The organism is Escherichia sp. E1130 (assembly GCF_005781065.1).
Lineage (GTDB): Bacteria > Pseudomonadota > Gammaproteobacteria > Enterobacterales > Enterobacteriaceae > Escherichia.
Genome location: NZ_VATL01000034.1, coordinates 59317 through 76668, shown reverse-complemented (window position 1 = coordinate 76668; position 17352 = coordinate 59317). Strand labels below are relative to the sequence as shown.

16 protein-coding genes and 1 pseudogene are annotated in these 17352 nt (G+C 35.0%); 9 read left to right on the top strand and 8 right to left on the bottom strand.

Features of this window, described 5'->3' with window-relative positions:
• The 8 genes and pseudogenes from FEK66_RS23190 to FEK66_RS23155 all read left to right on the top strand — a co-directional run.
• Nucleotides 1–281, top strand: a pseudogene (locus FEK66_RS23190) (IS4 family transposase); the annotation flags it as partial.
• A 418-nt stretch (nt 282–699) separates the two neighbouring features.
• Nucleotides 700–1551, top strand: a complete 852-nt coding sequence (locus FEK66_RS23185; RefSeq protein ID WP_052284514.1) for a DUF6387 family protein — start codon at nt 700–702, stop codon at nt 1549–1551.
• A gap of 100 nt (nt 1552–1651) precedes the next feature.
• Nucleotides 1652–1858: an AlpA family transcriptional regulator gene (locus FEK66_RS23180; protein ID WP_001071602.1), complete on the top strand. Its 207-nt coding sequence runs from the start codon at nt 1652–1654 to the stop codon at nt 1856–1858.
• Between the two features lie 390 nt (nt 1859–2248).
• The gene (locus tag FEK66_RS23175; RefSeq protein ID WP_108703601.1) at nt 2249–3454 is read left to right on the top strand and encodes a site-specific integrase; all 1206 of its coding nucleotides are present in this window, start codon (nt 2249–2251) and stop codon (nt 3452–3454) included.
• Between the two features lies 1 nt (nt 3455).
• Complete coding sequence (locus FEK66_RS23170) at nt 3456–4769, top strand: site-specific integrase (protein ID WP_108703600.1); 1314 nt, start codon at nt 3456–3458, stop codon at nt 4767–4769.
• A complete protein-coding gene (locus FEK66_RS23165; RefSeq protein WP_138211612.1) occupies nt 4766–6397 on the top strand; it encodes a DNA-binding protein in 1632 nt (543 codons plus the stop codon). Before FEK66_RS23170 ends, FEK66_RS23165 begins: the two co-directional genes overlap by 4 nt.
• Nucleotides 6398–6802 (top strand): hypothetical protein, encoded by a 405-nt coding sequence (locus FEK66_RS23160; protein WP_108703598.1) that lies wholly within the window; start codon nt 6398–6400, stop codon nt 6800–6802.
• Between the two features lie 96 nt (nt 6803–6898).
• A complete protein-coding gene (locus tag FEK66_RS23155; protein ID WP_138211611.1) occupies nt 6899–7312 on the top strand; it encodes a hypothetical protein in 414 nt (137 codons plus the stop codon).
• A gap of 57 nt (nt 7313–7369) precedes the next feature.
• Here the strand turns inward: FEK66_RS23155 and FEK66_RS23150 are convergent, their stop codons facing one another.
• The 4 genes from FEK66_RS23150 to FEK66_RS23135 all read right to left on the bottom strand — a co-directional run bounded on the left by FEK66_RS23150 (nt 7370) and on the right by FEK66_RS23135 (nt 11054).
• Complete coding sequence (locus tag FEK66_RS23150) at nt 7370–8035, bottom strand: hypothetical protein (RefSeq protein ID WP_108703597.1); 666 nt, start codon at nt 8033–8035, stop codon at nt 7370–7372.
• 305 nt (nt 8036–8340) lie between these two features.
• Entirely contained in the window at nt 8341–9612 is a 1272-nt protein-coding gene (locus FEK66_RS23145; protein ID WP_138211610.1) for a relaxase/mobilization nuclease domain-containing protein, read from the bottom strand.
• Nucleotides 9581–10018, bottom strand: a complete 438-nt coding sequence (locus FEK66_RS23140) for a hypothetical protein (protein WP_108703595.1) — start codon at nt 10016–10018, stop codon at nt 9581–9583. Before FEK66_RS23140 ends, FEK66_RS23145 begins: the two co-directional genes overlap by 32 nt.
• A gap of 196 nt (nt 10019–10214) precedes the next feature.
• Complete coding sequence (locus tag FEK66_RS23135; RefSeq protein WP_023329944.1) at nt 10215–11054, bottom strand: DUF3800 domain-containing protein; 840 nt, start codon at nt 11052–11054, stop codon at nt 10215–10217.
• Between the two features lie 219 nt (nt 11055–11273).
• On the opposite strand from FEK66_RS23135, the gene FEK66_RS23130 reads away from it, so the two are divergent.
• The gene (locus FEK66_RS23130; protein WP_023329943.1) at nt 11274–12443 is read left to right on the top strand and encodes a PIN domain-containing protein; all 1170 of its coding nucleotides are present in this window, start codon (nt 11274–11276) and stop codon (nt 12441–12443) included.
• A 69-nt stretch (nt 12444–12512) separates the two neighbouring features.
• Here the strand turns inward: FEK66_RS23130 and FEK66_RS23125 are convergent, their stop codons facing one another.
• The 4 genes from FEK66_RS23125 to FEK66_RS23110 all read right to left on the bottom strand — a co-directional run bounded on the left by FEK66_RS23125 (nt 12513) and on the right by FEK66_RS23110 (nt 17102).
• On the bottom strand, nt 12513–14834 hold the full coding sequence (locus FEK66_RS23125) for an AAA family ATPase (RefSeq protein ID WP_138211609.1): 2322 nt from the start codon (nt 14832–14834) through the stop codon (nt 12513–12515).
• The gene (locus FEK66_RS23120) at nt 14797–15483 is read right to left on the bottom strand and encodes an ABC-three component system middle component 1 (protein ID WP_000933776.1); all 687 of its coding nucleotides are present in this window, start codon (nt 15481–15483) and stop codon (nt 14797–14799) included. Before FEK66_RS23120 ends, FEK66_RS23125 begins: the two co-directional genes overlap by 38 nt.
• On the bottom strand, nt 15473–16711 hold the full coding sequence (locus FEK66_RS23115; RefSeq protein WP_138211608.1) for an ABC-three component system protein: 1239 nt from the start codon (nt 16709–16711) through the stop codon (nt 15473–15475). Before FEK66_RS23115 ends, FEK66_RS23120 begins: the two co-directional genes overlap by 11 nt.
• Before the next feature lie 178 nt (nt 16712–16889).
• Complete coding sequence (locus FEK66_RS23110) at nt 16890–17102, bottom strand: hypothetical protein (RefSeq protein WP_024181448.1); 213 nt, start codon at nt 17100–17102, stop codon at nt 16890–16892.
• Nucleotides 17103–17352: the final 250 nt, after the last annotated feature.

Below are 17352 nucleotides of genomic sequence, written 5' to 3'. Positions count from 1 at the left end.
ACGCTATTCAGGACGGGTCAGAGGCAACAAAAGCGGCTGAGAAACACAAAAAAGCGGCGTCAGAAATCAGCTTTAAGTTCGCGTTCCAGTTTATCGCGACAGAAATGATAGTGCTGGGAAATACGGCATCACCGGGGACTATCCCGAAACGACTGGAGCATCTGTGGGGTGCTCTGGAAGCAGTGTTCATAACAAAACGCCCCCGACCATCAAGGCCGAGGGCAGTTAAGATATCAAAAACCCGTTATCCGGTGAAACGCAGCACTGCTCCGCTTAAGTGAACGGCATTGCGCATCAGCGGGCTTTAATGTCACAGGGAGTCGCGACTCCGTTGCGTATCCTTTTTTGTCTCCTCACCGTCTGGGCGGTGTACTGATGAGACTTCTAATTTCCTGTTTTTGTTGGTGTTGTGATAACACCATCCAATCATGATTGGCTGGCGTCCCTGTAACTAGATATCTATTTGATTGAATTTTCTAGATAACTGTTGTTTCTGACTTTATCTTTGGTTCTATAAAGGAACCTTAAATCGTAACGGCATGAACCCCTGAAAATAGCCCGTTGGCAAACTGTATCAAAAAATATCAAACCTCTTGGTTCAACTTCCTGATGTCATCTGAACTCATTTCATTGGTCTTCCTTTAACATGTCGATTACGTTAGCTACATACATTAAGTCTTCCGCCTGTTGGAGATTGTTATGAAAAACTGGTCAGTTGAGCATACGAGAGAGGTGAAGAAGTGGCTGGATATAGATACATATCGAGGATTCGAAGAGCTTCCGCTTATACACCTCTACCATGAATTGCTGGCAAGGACATTGTTCTTCAAACCATATCATGAAGAATTTGAAGCAGAAGCGGTCAGACTTTACATTGAGCGGATTTTCATCGGAAAACCGTTTCTTATTACAGAACAACATCTTGGATACCTCACAAGAGAAGATACCCTTTACCAGCCACCTCACTTCTATCTGACAACAACTGAAAGACTGGCGCAACTCAGTATTGTGGGGCTGCGAAATTCACTTTTCTTCTGGGAGGGAGGGGATGAGTACTCGGTTAACCGTGAACTCCTCGATAGCCCTGTTTCAGAAGCTCTCCCCAAGTTGTTCAGGGATACTGTCATGGTCGAAATCGATCTTGCAAACGGGACAGATGAAGAGATCGCTGAATCACTCAAAGCTGCGCTACCTCAATGGCGTAAAGTACGGGGCATCGAAGCCGATACATCTGATTCGATCAGGTTTGGCTATGGCACCATCAAGAAAATCATCAATTACAGACTCATTCCTATGATTGACATCCTGGTATGGTCAAAATTGCATAAAGTACGTATATCAGAAGACCGCCTTTCCCGCCTGTTGTATACAGATGACGATGATGAGATCAACACTCGCCTGAACCACCAAATCAGGGATACGGACAAACCACTTGCTTTGAAGGCGGCGAGTATACCTTTTATTCGCCAGTTTCATCTGTTCATCAACAAGAACAGCCATTTGAAAAAGATCAGAGTTTCAGAGGTGATGAAAATCTCAGATTCTGACTAAGGCTAACCTCTATTAGCTCTGGCGTTCTCAGCTTCTGTCTCTTTCTTGCTGATTCATTCGTATAGTCATTTCCATCAAAACGACACAAGAGGAAGCGACTATGAATCAGCACAATACCCGCCTTATTCGTTTACCAGAGGTTCTCAATCGAACCGGTTATGGTAAAGCCTGGATCTATCACCTAATCAGCAAAGGATGTTTCCCATCACCAGTAAAAATTGGATCTCGTGCAGTTGCTTTCATTGAAAGTGAAGTGGAAGAGTGGATTCAATCAACTATCGAGAATTCAAGAAAGCATGTTGCTTAAGAGGAATGTTGCTACATCGATCTTTTAACTTTTAATAATGTTAAGGAAATAAATTTAGAGACCTTATAAGTTCACTGACTGAGTTTCAAAAAAAACGAGGTTTTGTAAAGTTTCAATCTAAAAAATTACTATATTTAACGTAATTCTTTACCTTTTTTCTGGCAGAGCTTTTGCTATAAGGTTTAGAGATGGTTTTCTTAATATCGGGTATGGATACATATTACTAGCCGTACCTGTTTCTTTCACGTGAAAGAAATTTTTTTAAATAATTAAATTGACTATAAAAAAAGCCGAATATGACAAAAAAATTTGCAAAATTTAAATTGATAAAATAAAGATAAGCCGTAGTGATTACTAAATGTAAAGTTTTCGGAGGGTTGATAATTATTTATGTCATATAAAATTAAAAAATTTGTGATGAGTAATGGTGAAAGAGGGTGTTTGATTCTCGATAAGGAGACACAATTACCAGTTTACTATCAAAACCTTTATCTCACAACAAATGTTAGGAACAGAAGTGCGACAGCATCAACGCTAGAAATAGTCGCAACAAACCTACTTATACTAAGCAATTTCCTAAAAAGCAGGAACATAAATATCATTGATAGGATTGAAACCAAGGGGTTCTTAAATGTAGCTGAAGTAGATGATTTGATAAGGTATGCAAGGCAGAGATTCGATAAGCAAAAGATTACGAATGTAAGATTGATAAAAATGGAACAGGTTGCTAAAAGAACTTTCAGTTATAGGATTCATGTTTTTTCGAACTATCTTAATTGGCTGTGCGGATTACTTCATTCTATTAAGGGAATTCATGCTAAATATGAAGTCGAGGGTTTCATAGAAAGTATTAAAGCCCATCTTCCGCTAAATAAATCACTTGGCGTGAATGACAGAAAAGATAAATCTCTAAGTGAAGAACAAATAAAAAATTTATTTAAGCTGTTGGAAGTGGAAGGAAGCCAAAATCCTTTCCAGAAGGAGGTTCAGGTGAGAAATAGACTCATTTTTACCTTACTGTTGAATTGTGGTTTAAGAGCAGGAGAGCTATTAAATTTAAAAGTTAATGATTTCTCTCCTAGAAATTACACACTCAATATTTTCAGAAGACACGATTGCATTGAAGATCGAAGGCTGAATCAACCTTTAGTCAAAACTGGTGAAAGGGAAATTCCATTGTCGGACGAGTTAGCAATGGAGATTTTGGATTACATAAATAACTATAGAAATAAATACACCAAAAAGAAGACACATGACTTCCTGTTTGTTACACACAGTTCATGTAAAACAATAGGGGAGCCTTTATCTGTTTCCGCATATGAAAAGATAATTTCGACTATTAAAAAATCAAGCCCGGTATTAAAAAATTTATCAGGTCATAAACTGAGGCATTCCTGGAACTATTTTTATTCAAATGAAATTGATGATTCGAATTTAGACATTAGCCGAAAATCAGGGTTAAGGTGCTATCTCATGGGATGGTCAAAAGATTCAAGGATGTCAGAAAATTATAATTTCAAACATATATCAATAAAAGAAAAGGAAGTTATTGAAAAGGTTTATGACTCTTTAAGAAAAATAACTAAGGAGGTATGAAATGAAAGCAAATGTATTAAAAAAAGATAATAGATTATTTTCAATGATGACGGGGTATAGCTTCAGAATCTCTGATAGTAAATGGCAATTAGATATAAATAATTGTGTTTACCCATATAAAGTTGCCGATAAAATGCCAGAGTCGATGCGTGTTGGTTACCTTAATACTTTGGCATATTTTTCGTCTGAATATAGTGCAGGTTATATAAAGAATATAAACCACATCTTTAGTCAATGGCTAAGATTGATGGATTTTGAAATGATTAATTCCAAAGCGGTTTATCAATTTAATGTTAGCTTAGGCCCTGAGAAAAACTATATGCTAAATTCAATAAAGAACTTCCTTAGTAAATGGAAAAAACTCGGTTATGAAGGAGTTGATAACTCAGCTCTAAGGATGCTGGAAAAAATAAGTATTAAACCTAATTTAACAGGGGAGGCCGTTAAACGAAGAGATCCGAATAGTGGACCATTAACGGAAGAAGAGATGAAAATCATACTTGAAAGTATCAGCAACTTGTTGAAAGAAGATAAAATCCCTCTGTTTATTTATTGCTACATTATTCTATTAGCAACAACGGGAAGGAGGCCATTACAGTTAACTTCGTTAAAAGCAAAAGATCTCATCAGAACGGGAGAAAATTGCTTTCTAAAAATACCGAAAGTAAAACAAAGGAAGGACTTTAGAAGTGAGTTCAGCTTGGTAAGTATCGATGACTCCCTTTATGAGAAACTAACAACCTTGGTTAATATGAATCAAAAACATATTGAAGATAGCGTTAGTCAGAGTATGGACCATATAAAAAATGAATTACCTATATTTATGGACACTAAAAAATCTTTATCAATTCATTCCGATAAAATTTTAGATACAATCATGGCAACTGATTTTCTACATATGAGGAATTCTTTTATCTCAAACAAACTAAGTAATTTGACTACTAAATTCAACATTAGGTCATCAAGTAATAACGATCATATACGACTTAATGCAAGACGATTCAGGTATACCCTGGGAACTCGTTTAGCAAAGGAAGGAGCATCAGTTGAAGTAATTGCGAAAGCATTAGACCATAAATCTATAAACTCATCAGGGATATACGTAAAAAATTGTCCAGACAATGTTCATGATATAGACAAGATGCTTAATCCTTTTTTTGAACCGCTATCAAAGATATTTCTTGGAGAAGAAAAATCAAAAAACAAGAAGCTCTTTACTGAATATGTTTTAAAAACGTTCGGGTTTTTTAATATTAAAAACGACCAAATTGAATGTTTCACTTGTAAAAACTTTAGACCCTGGAGTTCCCAATGACCAATATCATTTTATTCGAGCCAGCCAAGGCTAATAATCCGAGTTCAAATGTTGATGAATTTATTGAATTTTGTAAGAGTAATATTTTCAACTCGAAGTTAGCGATTTCATGGGAAAACAATGTATGGAAGAGATATTATAGATTCAACAAATTTGACATGAATAATAATCGAAATAGCAAAGATAGATTAGATGGTAGTTTCATTGATTTTGCTAAAGCCTATATGTTTCATATTCACTCGTTTAGCAAGTCAAACTCAAACCAGAATACTTTGTCAATGTTGAAAATCATAGAGTTTGTTTTATTGAAATCATACGGTGAAGCTAATGTTATTAAGTGTAATAATAACATATTTGATGAATGTGCAAGGATAGCATCTGCCAAATATTCAAAAGTACTAGCAGTTGGAATTGGTAAAGAACTTGAGAAACTATGTTTATTCTTAACTGAAAATAGAATGACGACATCATCATACTTTTTCTGGGTAAATCCGTTGAGGCATAAAATAACTCAGAGCTGGAAAGGTTATGAGCCTTCACTCGAAGGACACTCAAAACTACCAGACATAAAATCCGTAATAGCTATTGCTGAGATTTTCTCAAAAGATGAAAGCCAATTGTCTACAAGGGACATTTTTACTACTTCTGTTCTTGCACTACTCATGTGTGCTCCAGGAAGAATTTCAGAAATTTTAAGTCTTCCAGCGGATTGTGAGATTACTGAAAAAGATGACAAAGGCATTGAACGATATGGTTTAAGATTTTTTTCAGCAAAGGGTTATGCTGGGGATATCAAATGGATTCCTACAGTAATGGTCCCTATAGCTCAAAAGGCGATAGCCCGATTAAAAAAACTGTCCAGCAATGCAAGGTTTGTCTCAAGGACAATGGAAGGCCAAGGCACTGATCCATCCAAATTTGCACTCGTTACCACAAAGCCTCAGAATTTTCCTTGGTATGATGAAGAAAAAAGAATTAAATATTCAAATGCTTTATGTCTTTTATTTGACAGGCAACTGTGTCAGAAGACAAGAAAAGATTTTACATCTTTTTTCAAACCCACGGCTGAGTTTTTTAGAATGGATATTAATGCTTTTGCAAGTATTAAAGGTACAACAAACCTGTTCAAAAGACACGGCTATATCAATGAGGATGGTATTCCATATTCTATTAGAACTCATCAATTAAGGCATCTGCTGAATACTTTTTCTCAAATTAATGGCATGGATGAGTTCAGCATCGCTCGATGGTCTGGAAGAAAGTTGGTCTCACAAAATGTTTCCTATGATCACCGATCACACTTACAAATGACTAAGCTCATAAGAGATAAAACGACAATCGAGGCAAGTAATAGGCATAGAAAAAAAGAAATAGCTATCATGGATATAACTGATTTCGATTCATTGAATGATGGAGCTGTGCTCGTTACTAAGCATGGTTACTGCAAGCACTCATATGCTTTTGACATATGTGGTTATTATCCAATACAAGACTCTGGAAAGGATGATGACCGACTATTGGTAATTCATAATAAAATTATTGAAAAAACTTATGATGATAAAAATGATGGGAATGTCAATGCTGAAAAATGGTATGAGTTTCAAAATAAAATTATAAAAGGAGAGTAAATGGCTAAACATATTACTGGTTATGATGAAAAAAGCATAACAAATGTTATAAATAACTGGAATAAAGATGAGAAGCTAACCTGGGATGCTTTATGCGACAAGTTAGTAAAGATCATTGGTAAGAGACCTTCAAGACAATCTTTAAGTAGTCATGTCAAGATTTCGGATTGTTTTAATTCAAAAAAGAAGATTCTCAAGCTTGGTATTAAAAAAACATGTTCTATTAAACCTGCCAATTTAGAAATCGCTTGTCAGAGAATAAAAAGGCTCGAAACTGAAAACGAAGCTTTGATAGCATTAAATAACAGATATTTAGAGCAGTTCAAGATATGGCTTTATAATTCTCATTTGAAGCAAATAACTGTTGAAGAGCTTAATAGACCCTTACCTGTAAAAGATATTTAAATATAATTTGATAGGTTTTAACTATTGACATCATTAATAATTATGATATTTCTTTAAATGTCAGGAAGACAAAAATAAATTGCAAGGATGCATATTATGAAAAAAATAAATATTAATCTCATGGAAAGGTATCTTCTTCTGCTTGATCGATTCGTTGATAAACTTACGGAATCAGGCTTTGAAGAACAGGAAATTATAGAGCAATCATATCTGTTTTGTGCCGGGTTTTACATTAAATACCAGCCTGAAATAGAAAGGCTAACTTTTTCAAACAGGGAGGTCGTTTTAACCTTTCTGCTACTTTCATATTATAGTCATATAAATAAACTGGATGATAATTTGATCAACAAAGAGCGTATGAAGCATGTATGTTCTTCATTGATTAACTTTATAGTCAGTAATGGTAGCCGAACAGAGAAAGTCTATGCTAATGAGAAAAAGAAATATGAGGCTTCGACCCTAAAAAGAGGATTATCCATCAAAGAGAAGAAAAGAAAATATGGATTGTGATTATTTTAAAAGCCCGTAGTAGGAATCTACAGGCTAACTCTTTGTTGCTTATAATTTTTAGCTTTTTACTAAATCGATAAGATTTCTGAGTTCATGATCAAACCTCTCGCTTCTTCTTTTAATCCATTTAATACAAACGAAACTTCCGATCCTTGAGAGGAAATATGTAAACCACATATACTTGTGCTCATCCCACACATATCCGTCTTTGAATCCTACGAGCAATGAACAAAATGCAATGAATGAAGCCATGCAGAGCAAAGTGAAGAGAATATAAAACCACTTCGGAACAGGCATTGCTCTGAAGAAAGATGTCGTCGAAGCATTATGAAATAGCATTGTCAGAAAAGCGGGGATAATAATGGTTTTCCTTTTTAAGTTTACCTCGTTTTCACCTGTGTTCTTATTAATAATTAGGGCATTATTATGAACATAACATGAGCTATTTTTACCATACTGACGAAGCTCGTATTTATGGATAGTGTGTGAACTTCTGAATGGGATACCGTAGTCGGGAATCTGCCTCTCATCCCCAGCGTTGCTTTTTACCCAGATCTGGTTATTGCCTAGGTTGGAATCAATGACAGTGCCAGAGAAAGTCTCAACAAACGTGTAAGTTTCACCAAAAAGATCAAACCTGGGGGCCGTAATCTCTGCTTTCCGACGATCAGAAAGACTAACGTTGACTTCTTCATTGCGGTGTTTCGTGGTGGAGATACTCATACAAGTTCCTTTGTGTTAGATGTGAAATTCATATTCGATGTATGAAGAAATCAGGGACTACAGATGAGATGGTATCTGCCATTTCAAAACCTGCATGTTAGTTGACTACGTAAATAGGCTAGTTAAATCAGTCTGTTATATTTTTTGGTGTGAAATCACATTTTGACTGGGTTTACAGGAAAGGCAAATCACTTGTACCGATCGATTAAAGATTAATGATAGATATTGACTATCAACGCTAGGGTATCGATCGGTATAAACGATCGATTGATTGGCCTGTATCTATCAAAAAAGGCTTGCCAGCCCTACATTGAAAGCGAAGCTCTTCTGGATTGAGGTGCTGATACAATAAGATTTTTTTTGGGGAGAGGCGTTATCTCTATCACTCTCACGCCAGTGATGGTTTTGTATTTTAGAGGGCGTTTAAGGGTTGGGATTTTGAGGTTTTTGAAGATGGTAATAATGGTATTGAGATAGGGGATGGTTTCTAACCATCTGAACATTGAAACCATATAGCTTCGCTTAGAGGCTTCTTTTACCGCTTCGGTTGCAAACGCTCCTTGAGCACCAGCGCCTGGTTCTGAGTGAAGCTGTTTGACTGAAGCGTTAGTGAATTCGTCCTGACAAGCAGCTCGGTTATCGAGGATAAGTGCTTCTATGGGGCGGTTAACGTATTCTGTCATGATTTCAGGAGCATCTGTAGTTATGGCCATATCATGAGTTGCACTAACAGATGTTTCTCTGACAGAGGATTTCAGTTTAAACAGGAAAGCATTATCGCGTTCCGGCTGATAATCGAGTTTGTCCTGTAAAGCCGTCCAGGAATAGCTTTTGCCAAGCTGAGATGCTTTGAAAGCAATCCCGTCGTATTCGAATGAGAAGCCGTTCATGCGTCCGGTAGAAGCGATGTTCGGGATTGCTCTGATGTTTTGTGCGACAAGCTGATGCACAAACTCAGTGGTTGACGGTTTATCGGCAAGGAGTACTTCCAGAGCGTTTTGGATGATGGTTTTCGGGCATAGCTCACCAGTCCTTTTCTCCATCATCAGTTCATTACGGGATTTTTTGAGCTTCGGTTTAGGTGAGGGCGCTGCTGGAGATGCTTTCGATCCTTTGGTTCTTGTCAGATTGTAATCTCTTTCAAGTTGCTGAATTATTCTCGTGCTTGCCAGGTTCTCATTCCTGCCGAGGTAGAGCTTTCCGGCATCAAGAGACACTCTGCTGGCGATGATATGGATGTGCTGGCCATCTTCGTCGTCATGTAGGACGTAGCATCTGAGATGCGTTTCAGAGAAGCCCATACGCTTCATGTAGTCATCAGCGATGATTGCCCATTCTGAATTTGTTAACGCTTCGTTCTTCGGCAAACGAAGCGAATTGTGCCATACCGCTTTAATGACTTCTGGACGAAGCGCTTTAGTCTCATGGAATTCTGCAATCAACTCTCCGACATCGCTTCCATCCATGTTCCCGCCAATCACTATCGGATCTTTTTTATGATGAGAAGCTGGTTTTAATGCGTAAAGCACTACACCAGCGAAGCTCTTACCCCTGCGGATTTTTTGCATTCCCTTCATGGGAAGCTCTCCACAGGTCAGCGGTAATTAAATGCAAGCGAAGCTCTGAGACCTGGCGCTTTACGGCGAAGAGTTCAGTTTGCGTCAGAGGGCTTTCATAGCTCTTGCTATCAAGATGAGCCACAAGCTTGTTTAGCTTCTGCGAAATCTCACCAAGGGTTTTCCAGGCTTCAAAATTGATGGCTGGAACGACAGCAGGAAGTTTATTAAGTAAAGATAAGCGAAGCCACTCGCCTTTACGATGACGGCCTCGTTTCTCATTGAGAAGCGTTAGCTCTTCATCATTTAATCTGACACTGACGCAATGAGAACGAAGCTGATTGTGTGAGAGCTTCGCTTCGTTAACGTTTCCATTACGGGAATTTTTACTCACAACGATCTTATTAAAAGTATTATTTTCGAGCATATGAACTCCTTTTCATATAATTAGATAAAAGCATATTCCTTATGCTTAATTTATTTATATTACAGAAGTAAATAATGTCAATGCAGTGTGTTGATTTTGCTTTTAATTTTTTTCAACCGAAGGGCGAAAAAAACAAGGGGAACTCGAAGAAGCAGCGTAGCGCTTCGATGAGTTAGCCCTTGCTTATTGATGTAAATTAGCTAAAAAGGTCAATGGCTTTTTTATTTCTATGTGGATCTTTCGCTCTTATACCCCAATACATTATACCATCTGAGTTTTTGAAGTGATATTGTAGGTTGCGGATTCTCTTTTTATATTTTGAACGTAATAGTTCAAAGTTAGGATGTATGAATGTATTATTTATAATCCCGTTACAAAAAGCTTGAGTTGCCATAGGAAATATTAAAGTAGTACATAGTATATCTGCAATTTGCAAGCAAGCATGATTATCGCTAATACCAAATGTTGGAACATCATAGAGCCTAGGGAGGCTATCACCTTTATGCTGATGTTTTCTGGTGAAAATACTATGTGCAACATATCGATTTTTAGTAGGATCTCTATAATCTGCGATAACAACACCATTGTCATTATTTTCGTGTAGATAATGATTAAATCTAATACATATTTGCTGGGTTGTGAGTGTGTAGATAGATTTATCAACTAAAGGTTGGCCAAAATTTTTAACCCATATACTAGAAACTAACTTAACATCATATTTTTTTAATAAGGTAAAAATTGAATCTATAAATCGAAATATTGATTGAATATTTGAAGATGAGAAGTTTTGGTTTTTTATTTTCTTTCGTAGCTCATCACCTTTAATCTCTTTTATGAGAATGTCAAGATCATGATTTAATGTAGAGAACTTATTTGGGAAATAACGTTTCTTTAATTGTATAAATTCTTTTGTTAGTAATGGAATTTTACTGCCATCTATGAATAAGCCACTTATAACAAGAAGAGGTTGGATGTTTTGCGTTGGAGAGTTTATTGGCTGAGAATCACCAGCCTCATCAATGAAGCAAAATCTCATAAAATATCCTTGATAAAAAAACGACCACCTCGTGGTGGCCGCTGCCTACATCTAAGTAGGGGGTGTTGCCAGAACAAACCGACAACGATCGTGGATTGCAAGGAAATCCTTAAACCCACTTTCTTACTATACAATTTTACCTTAGCACTTTAAAAAGCATTTGTCAACATCTAATACTAGTATTATCTTTAAATACAAGGAAGTTTTTAGGAGAAAGTTTTGAAAATTTTAATTGATACGAATATCTTTCATAATTCATATTATATCAAATCTGCTGACTTGCGTTTAATGTTAAGTTATATAAATAATGAGAGTCATGTATTACTCATTTCGGATATAGTATTAAAAGAAGTGGAAAAACACTTTCGGGATGGTTACGATGCAGCTAAAAAAAAGCTAACCTCTGCATTGAATGAGTATAACAGGTTTTTCCCTATGGGCGATGAAACGAAAGTTGAACATTTTGAAGGTTTTACTGATGCAGATGATCGGAATCCGATTAGATATGATTTTTTAAAGCAGATATATAAATATATTGATAAAAATAAAGTAATAATTATTAAATCTGATGAAGTATCGCATCAATTGATTTGTAAAAAAGCGTTTAATATTGAGAAGCCTTTCAAAAACGATGGTTCAGGCTATAAGGATAGTTTAATTTGGCTTTCTTTCTTGAATTATCTTGTTGAAAATAAAGTTGAAAATGAGGAAGTGGCTTTTGTCTCTAACAACTCTCATGATTTTTCTTCCCCAGAGCAAATATCTAATAAAAAAATAGGGGTGGGAGTCTTGCATGATGATCTGAAGGCTGATATTAGTTCTCTGGGTGTAAAAGCAGATATTAAATATTTTCATTCAGTATCTAATCTTATGAGCCACTATTCTGTAGAGAAAGAGAGGTATCCTACGTCATATGTAGATATCAAAAACTATATTGAAATTGGTATGTTTGAAATGGACTTGGGAACTTTTCTTGAAGATTCATTTTTTAAAAATGCGGACAATATAAATGTTACTGACAGTAAAGGTCAGGTAGATTTATATTTTAAGGCTAAGGCTGTTTATATAGGCAGATTTTCTAAAGTTAAACTTGAGATAATACAAACTGAGTTGAGTGATTTCGGTATATTGTGCAGATGTCGTTTAGATTATAGTCAAGTTGAAGTTGAACTTACGTTTGACAAAAATGATGATACTTATTACAAATCCCTGTTGAATCATGAGAAACGTCATTCTTTGAATGATTATGGCAATGATTTTTCTTTAAGCATGAATCACTCTATGCAAATTGAAACGACATTCATATACGTACCAAAGGAAAATAAAGAATACAACGAGGACTATGGTAGTATTACAGATATAAGTATTCAATATATTTACTTGGGGTGATTTTCAAAAAGGAAAGGCGTTATATAATTTAATATAGCTAAGGTATATCAATACCCTAGCTATAAATTTCTATTTACCGGTATGTGATTGCATGTTGAAGGGTTTTTGCGTCAAACCTGCACGCATGAATCTAAACCTGAGATATGAAGAAATATTATCTTCATGTGATGAGAGTATCAACTGCCTATTACTTAACTCACAGCGTAGCAAGTCGCTTAAAGAAGCTATATTTATCTCGTCAAGAGATTGAGCTGGATCATCTATCAGAACAAGGGGGGACTTCGCATACACTTTATTAAGTGATAGGAAAAAGGCCAAGCTCAATGCCGATAGCTGTCCAGAACTCATTGACATGGTTGCGTCATGTTCTGATTTTTCTGCTGTGCAGAACCTCAGTCTATCTCCATTCCCTTCATCTATAAATAGTCCTAAGCCACGTTGATAGTTTTGGATAAGTCTACCGCTATAAATATGGAACGTTAACTCTATATCAGCGATGGTTTTTTTAGAATAATCTTTGTTTAGTATAGTGAGTTGTTCCTTTAATGTGGTAATTTTCTGTTTAGCATTTGTTAAGGCTTTATCCATATCTAACAAATCGTTAAGCTCTTTTTTTAAAGCTTTAAGTCTAAGATTATTCGCTTCATTCTTTTTGTATAAGAAATATTTATCTTTTCGATTGATCTGTTCTAAGTCTATGTTGAAAACATCATCTGGTGTAGCGAATGATTCATTCAAGACTGATTCCCATCCTTCAGGAAGTGAAATCAGCTCATTTTTCTTTTGTTGACGTATCAACGATACTAATGATTGTTTCCTTGATTCTATTTCTTCTGGTAAATCTGTAAAGGTCTGCGGGTAAGATATTCCGATTTGAGAAAGTCTTTCATTTATTTTTTTTATTTTTTCGAATATGCTTTCTGACTTTTGTAAACTATCAAATAATTTTTTGTCAAATTTAAGCTGTGTTTGTGCTTCTACCAAACGCTGAATCTCAGCATCCTTAGATTGCTTTATTTCATCGAGTTTGGCTTGTAGCTGTTTCCCTACATTATCTAATAAACTTTCTAAAGATTTACTTTTAATATCGATTGCGTCTAATAGCAGATCTTTTGTGATCCAGTCATGCCCACAAAGTAGACAATGTTTTTCTGATAGAGAAGTTTTCTTTTGATGTTCTTCTATTAATTTCTTTCTTGCTTGGCTAATCTCTACAAGAATAGCATTTTTCTCACCTATTTCTTTTTTGTAATTATCTCTAAGTTGTAAGTGTCTTTTAAAATCGATAATATTTATATTTGTATTATCTTTGATTTTATCAGTATCATCCTGACTTATCGAATCTTCCTTCTTACGCAAAATGCTTAAAGATAAATTCATCCCATTGTTAATGTTATTCTTTTGAGCCAGTTCCGGGTAGGCTTCAATATGATGTCCTACTTTTATTACCTCGGTTAATAGCTTTTCATTTTTGCTTATGAAATTTTCTATTCTGGCATTATCAATAATTACGCGAAGCTGTTCTTTGTTAGTAATTAGTTTTTTAAGTAATGAAATTTTATTCTCATTTTTTTCTGTTGTTTCAATATCAGAAAAAATTGAAGGGTTCTCAACATCCCATGACGGCGTAGTCAGATGAGTTGATATTTTTTCATACTGCACAGGATTATTATCATTTGTTCCTGGTACACCTATCGCTTGAATTTGAGATGTAATTGAATCCCTCTTTTGAATGAAATTCAGACCGGTTGATTTCCTCGTCAATGTACTTTGAACTCGTCCACATAAATTTATGATTTCAGTTAGTTCACTAACGTTCATCAAACCACTGATAGCATTTTTTCGCTGCCTAATACTGTTAGCAAAAATAAATGAACTCTGTCCTTGTTCAAGATAGTTAAGAAAATTGTAGTTATCAGTGAATTTTTCGCCTAATATTTCATCAAGTTCATTTTGTGTAATTAAGGTGCTGTTTTCGTAAGAGTCTAACAAACCTAATTTATAGAGTTTAAATATGCTAAAATTATCTGCTTTATTATTCTGTATTATTTTTAAATCTTTTGCATATGCTCTTCGTGAAAAGTAAAGTTTCTCATTATTATCATTCGACATCTCGACACTGATTTCGATATCATCCTCTCCATTTGTTTTGTTCCAGAAAAGATTATCACTATAATTTTTAATGCCTCCTGGCATTATTGTTTCACATAGTTGTACAATTCTTTTTATTTTTCCTGTAAACAATAATTCTAAAGCATCATATACGCTTGTTTTGCCATATCCATTAGGGCCTTCAAGTGTCAACAAAGAAGAACTCTCAAAATCGAATTCGACTTTATCAAACGCTTTGAAGTTATTTATTCTCAGCTTTGATAGCTTCCAGTTCTTCATTTATTAATTCCTCAATTAGCATTTCTAAATTTACATCACTTTGTTTATTTGCTGTGCTGATCTTAGTATATATCTCAGATAAATTTAATGAATCTACCAGCGTGTTGATTTGGAGATCAATTGGAACAATATCCTTTTCTATATCAGGCATTTCTAAAAAAGGTAGTTTAATGAAAATTCTAGCTGCCATGTTATACAGGCTGGGTCGGGATGGATCTGCTTTATATGTGGAGAATTCTTCATGATCTGAGAGAACTGCTCTAAGATTATTAAAGTTCTTCCCGGAAATTAATTGATTCTCTTCATTTGAATAATACAATACATACTTTTTGAAATGATAAGCATTTTCTTCTATATCAAATATACTTTTTTCATATTGCTTGTAATTTGAAAGCTTGTCGAGTTGAAAAACTATTATAAGATCAGTGTTTTTTGCAAAAGCTGGAGCTTCTAAAAGTTCAGTTGGGGTGTTGTTAATAATTAACTCATTAATGAAACTCGCATCTTCAAGTTTATCAGTTCTGTAGGTTATTATATATCGACGTAATGCATCTTTCTCCTTTTTAAAAAAAGAAATATTTTCTAGCGTACTTTCAACTTCTATAAATTGGTGATCTTCAATAGCTTGTTTTATAAAATTATTTAGCATTTAGTTCCGCCTCTGCTTTATCAGTAGAGATAACCCTTAAATCAAATTCCCTAACAATATGGTTATTGTTCTCTTTAGAGTCGTTAATTTTTGTGATTTTTTCTGAGGTTGCTGAAATTATCGTATCATCTGATACTTTATAGGCTATTATATTATTATATTCATAAAGCAACGATGCAAGTGTAGCATTATCCCTTATGTGATTTTTCAACTCATCTTGGAATGAAGTGTTTCGTCTTCTTCCATCTCTAATTGTCAACGCTGTTGGGAGATATTTATCTATTTTTTTAGAATAATGAGGCAAGCCCATTAGTTTTGGTATGTGGGATATTGCTGATACTACATCAAGATAATCCCGGACATCATCTTCATTTATAACATTGTTTTGTCTGTGAGGCTGTAAAGAGGTATGCAATTGTATGGCAGAGTTATAATTCAAGCTATAAATAAATCTGAAAACGTTTGATATCGATTCAATTTGCTTCACGCTAAAAGCGTCCAAGTCATTATAGAACTCAGTTTCAATAATATTTGTTATTTTTTCTTTGGTTAATAATGCTTGATATATTTCGTCTGTCCGATTAAGTGGGGGGGATATTAGTAATTCCCAAAAAATGCTACTTGCGATTCTATTATGATATGCTGCGTAGTCTTGTTTTTGTCCATTGTGAACTAAATTATGAATTACAATTACTTTATTAGTTATTAGCTCTGAGAGTAAAGTGGATTTTTCAATAATTAAATTTTTTGTTTTAATCAACTTATTGGTATCTAAAAACAATTCAATTTGCTCATCAATCAATTCATTTATTTTTGATAGTAAACAGTATTTAATATCGCCATAACTGTAAAACTCCACTATTTTCCCATCATTACTTGTATAATTTTCAAAATTATCAAGTTCTTTAGCTACATGAAAATATCTGATTGTATTTTCATCACAGTCAGTAGCTATACATGCTGCTTTATAAATAGCTTTGACATATTCAGAACGATATTGCGATAGCTTTGCTTTCACTTGATGAGTTGATATCACCTTGCCATCACAATAAATAGCAAAGTCATCTGTGCTATCTAATTGCAACTCAAAATTATCAATTATTCTCTGTTGAAATGATTTTGTCGTTAATAGTTTCAGGCAGTGATAAAGAGCTACTTTCCCTTGGTAAACAAACCCCCCCCAAGAACTGATCGCACTTTCTGGCAGTGTTTCCTCTATGTTAGACATTTTTTATCCTATGAAAATTTTACTGAACATAGCTATAAATCAGAATTCTTACATAGACATACTAATCATTTTTAGTGCGATTGAAATGCAAAATGTTCACTATCTTGCTCATAAATGTGAGAAAGTTCAATTATGAGAGCAGCTAAAGATTTTAATCGGTATATCCTTCTGTTGAGGTTTACTTGCCAATAACACTTATTGATGAGTTTCCAAAGGATGCTGCTTCTACATACTCACCCCACCAGAGCATCATCTCTCTACGCAGTTCAAGGTATTGAGCACGATTGTAGGCTCTCCTGACTTCGTAAGTATCGATATGTGCTAACGCAGCTTCAATCACATCAGGAGGAAATCCTTTCTCTTTAAGCACTGTTGAGGCAATAGCTCTCATCCCATGACCGACAAAAAGATCTTGAAGCCCATACTTATAATGGCATGTTAGCCTCCTAAATTTTCACCTGTTCGAGCTGCTGATAATAATCGGAAAATATCATTATTTACATAGGGATAAGCAACATCATTTTTCAGAATCGGCATTCAGATGCTAACATCCTGTAACATATTAATTAAATGGTGTATCCTCATTTCTATAGGAAAAATCCGCTTTAAAGCGGTTGCTGATTGTGATTATTAGTTTTGTG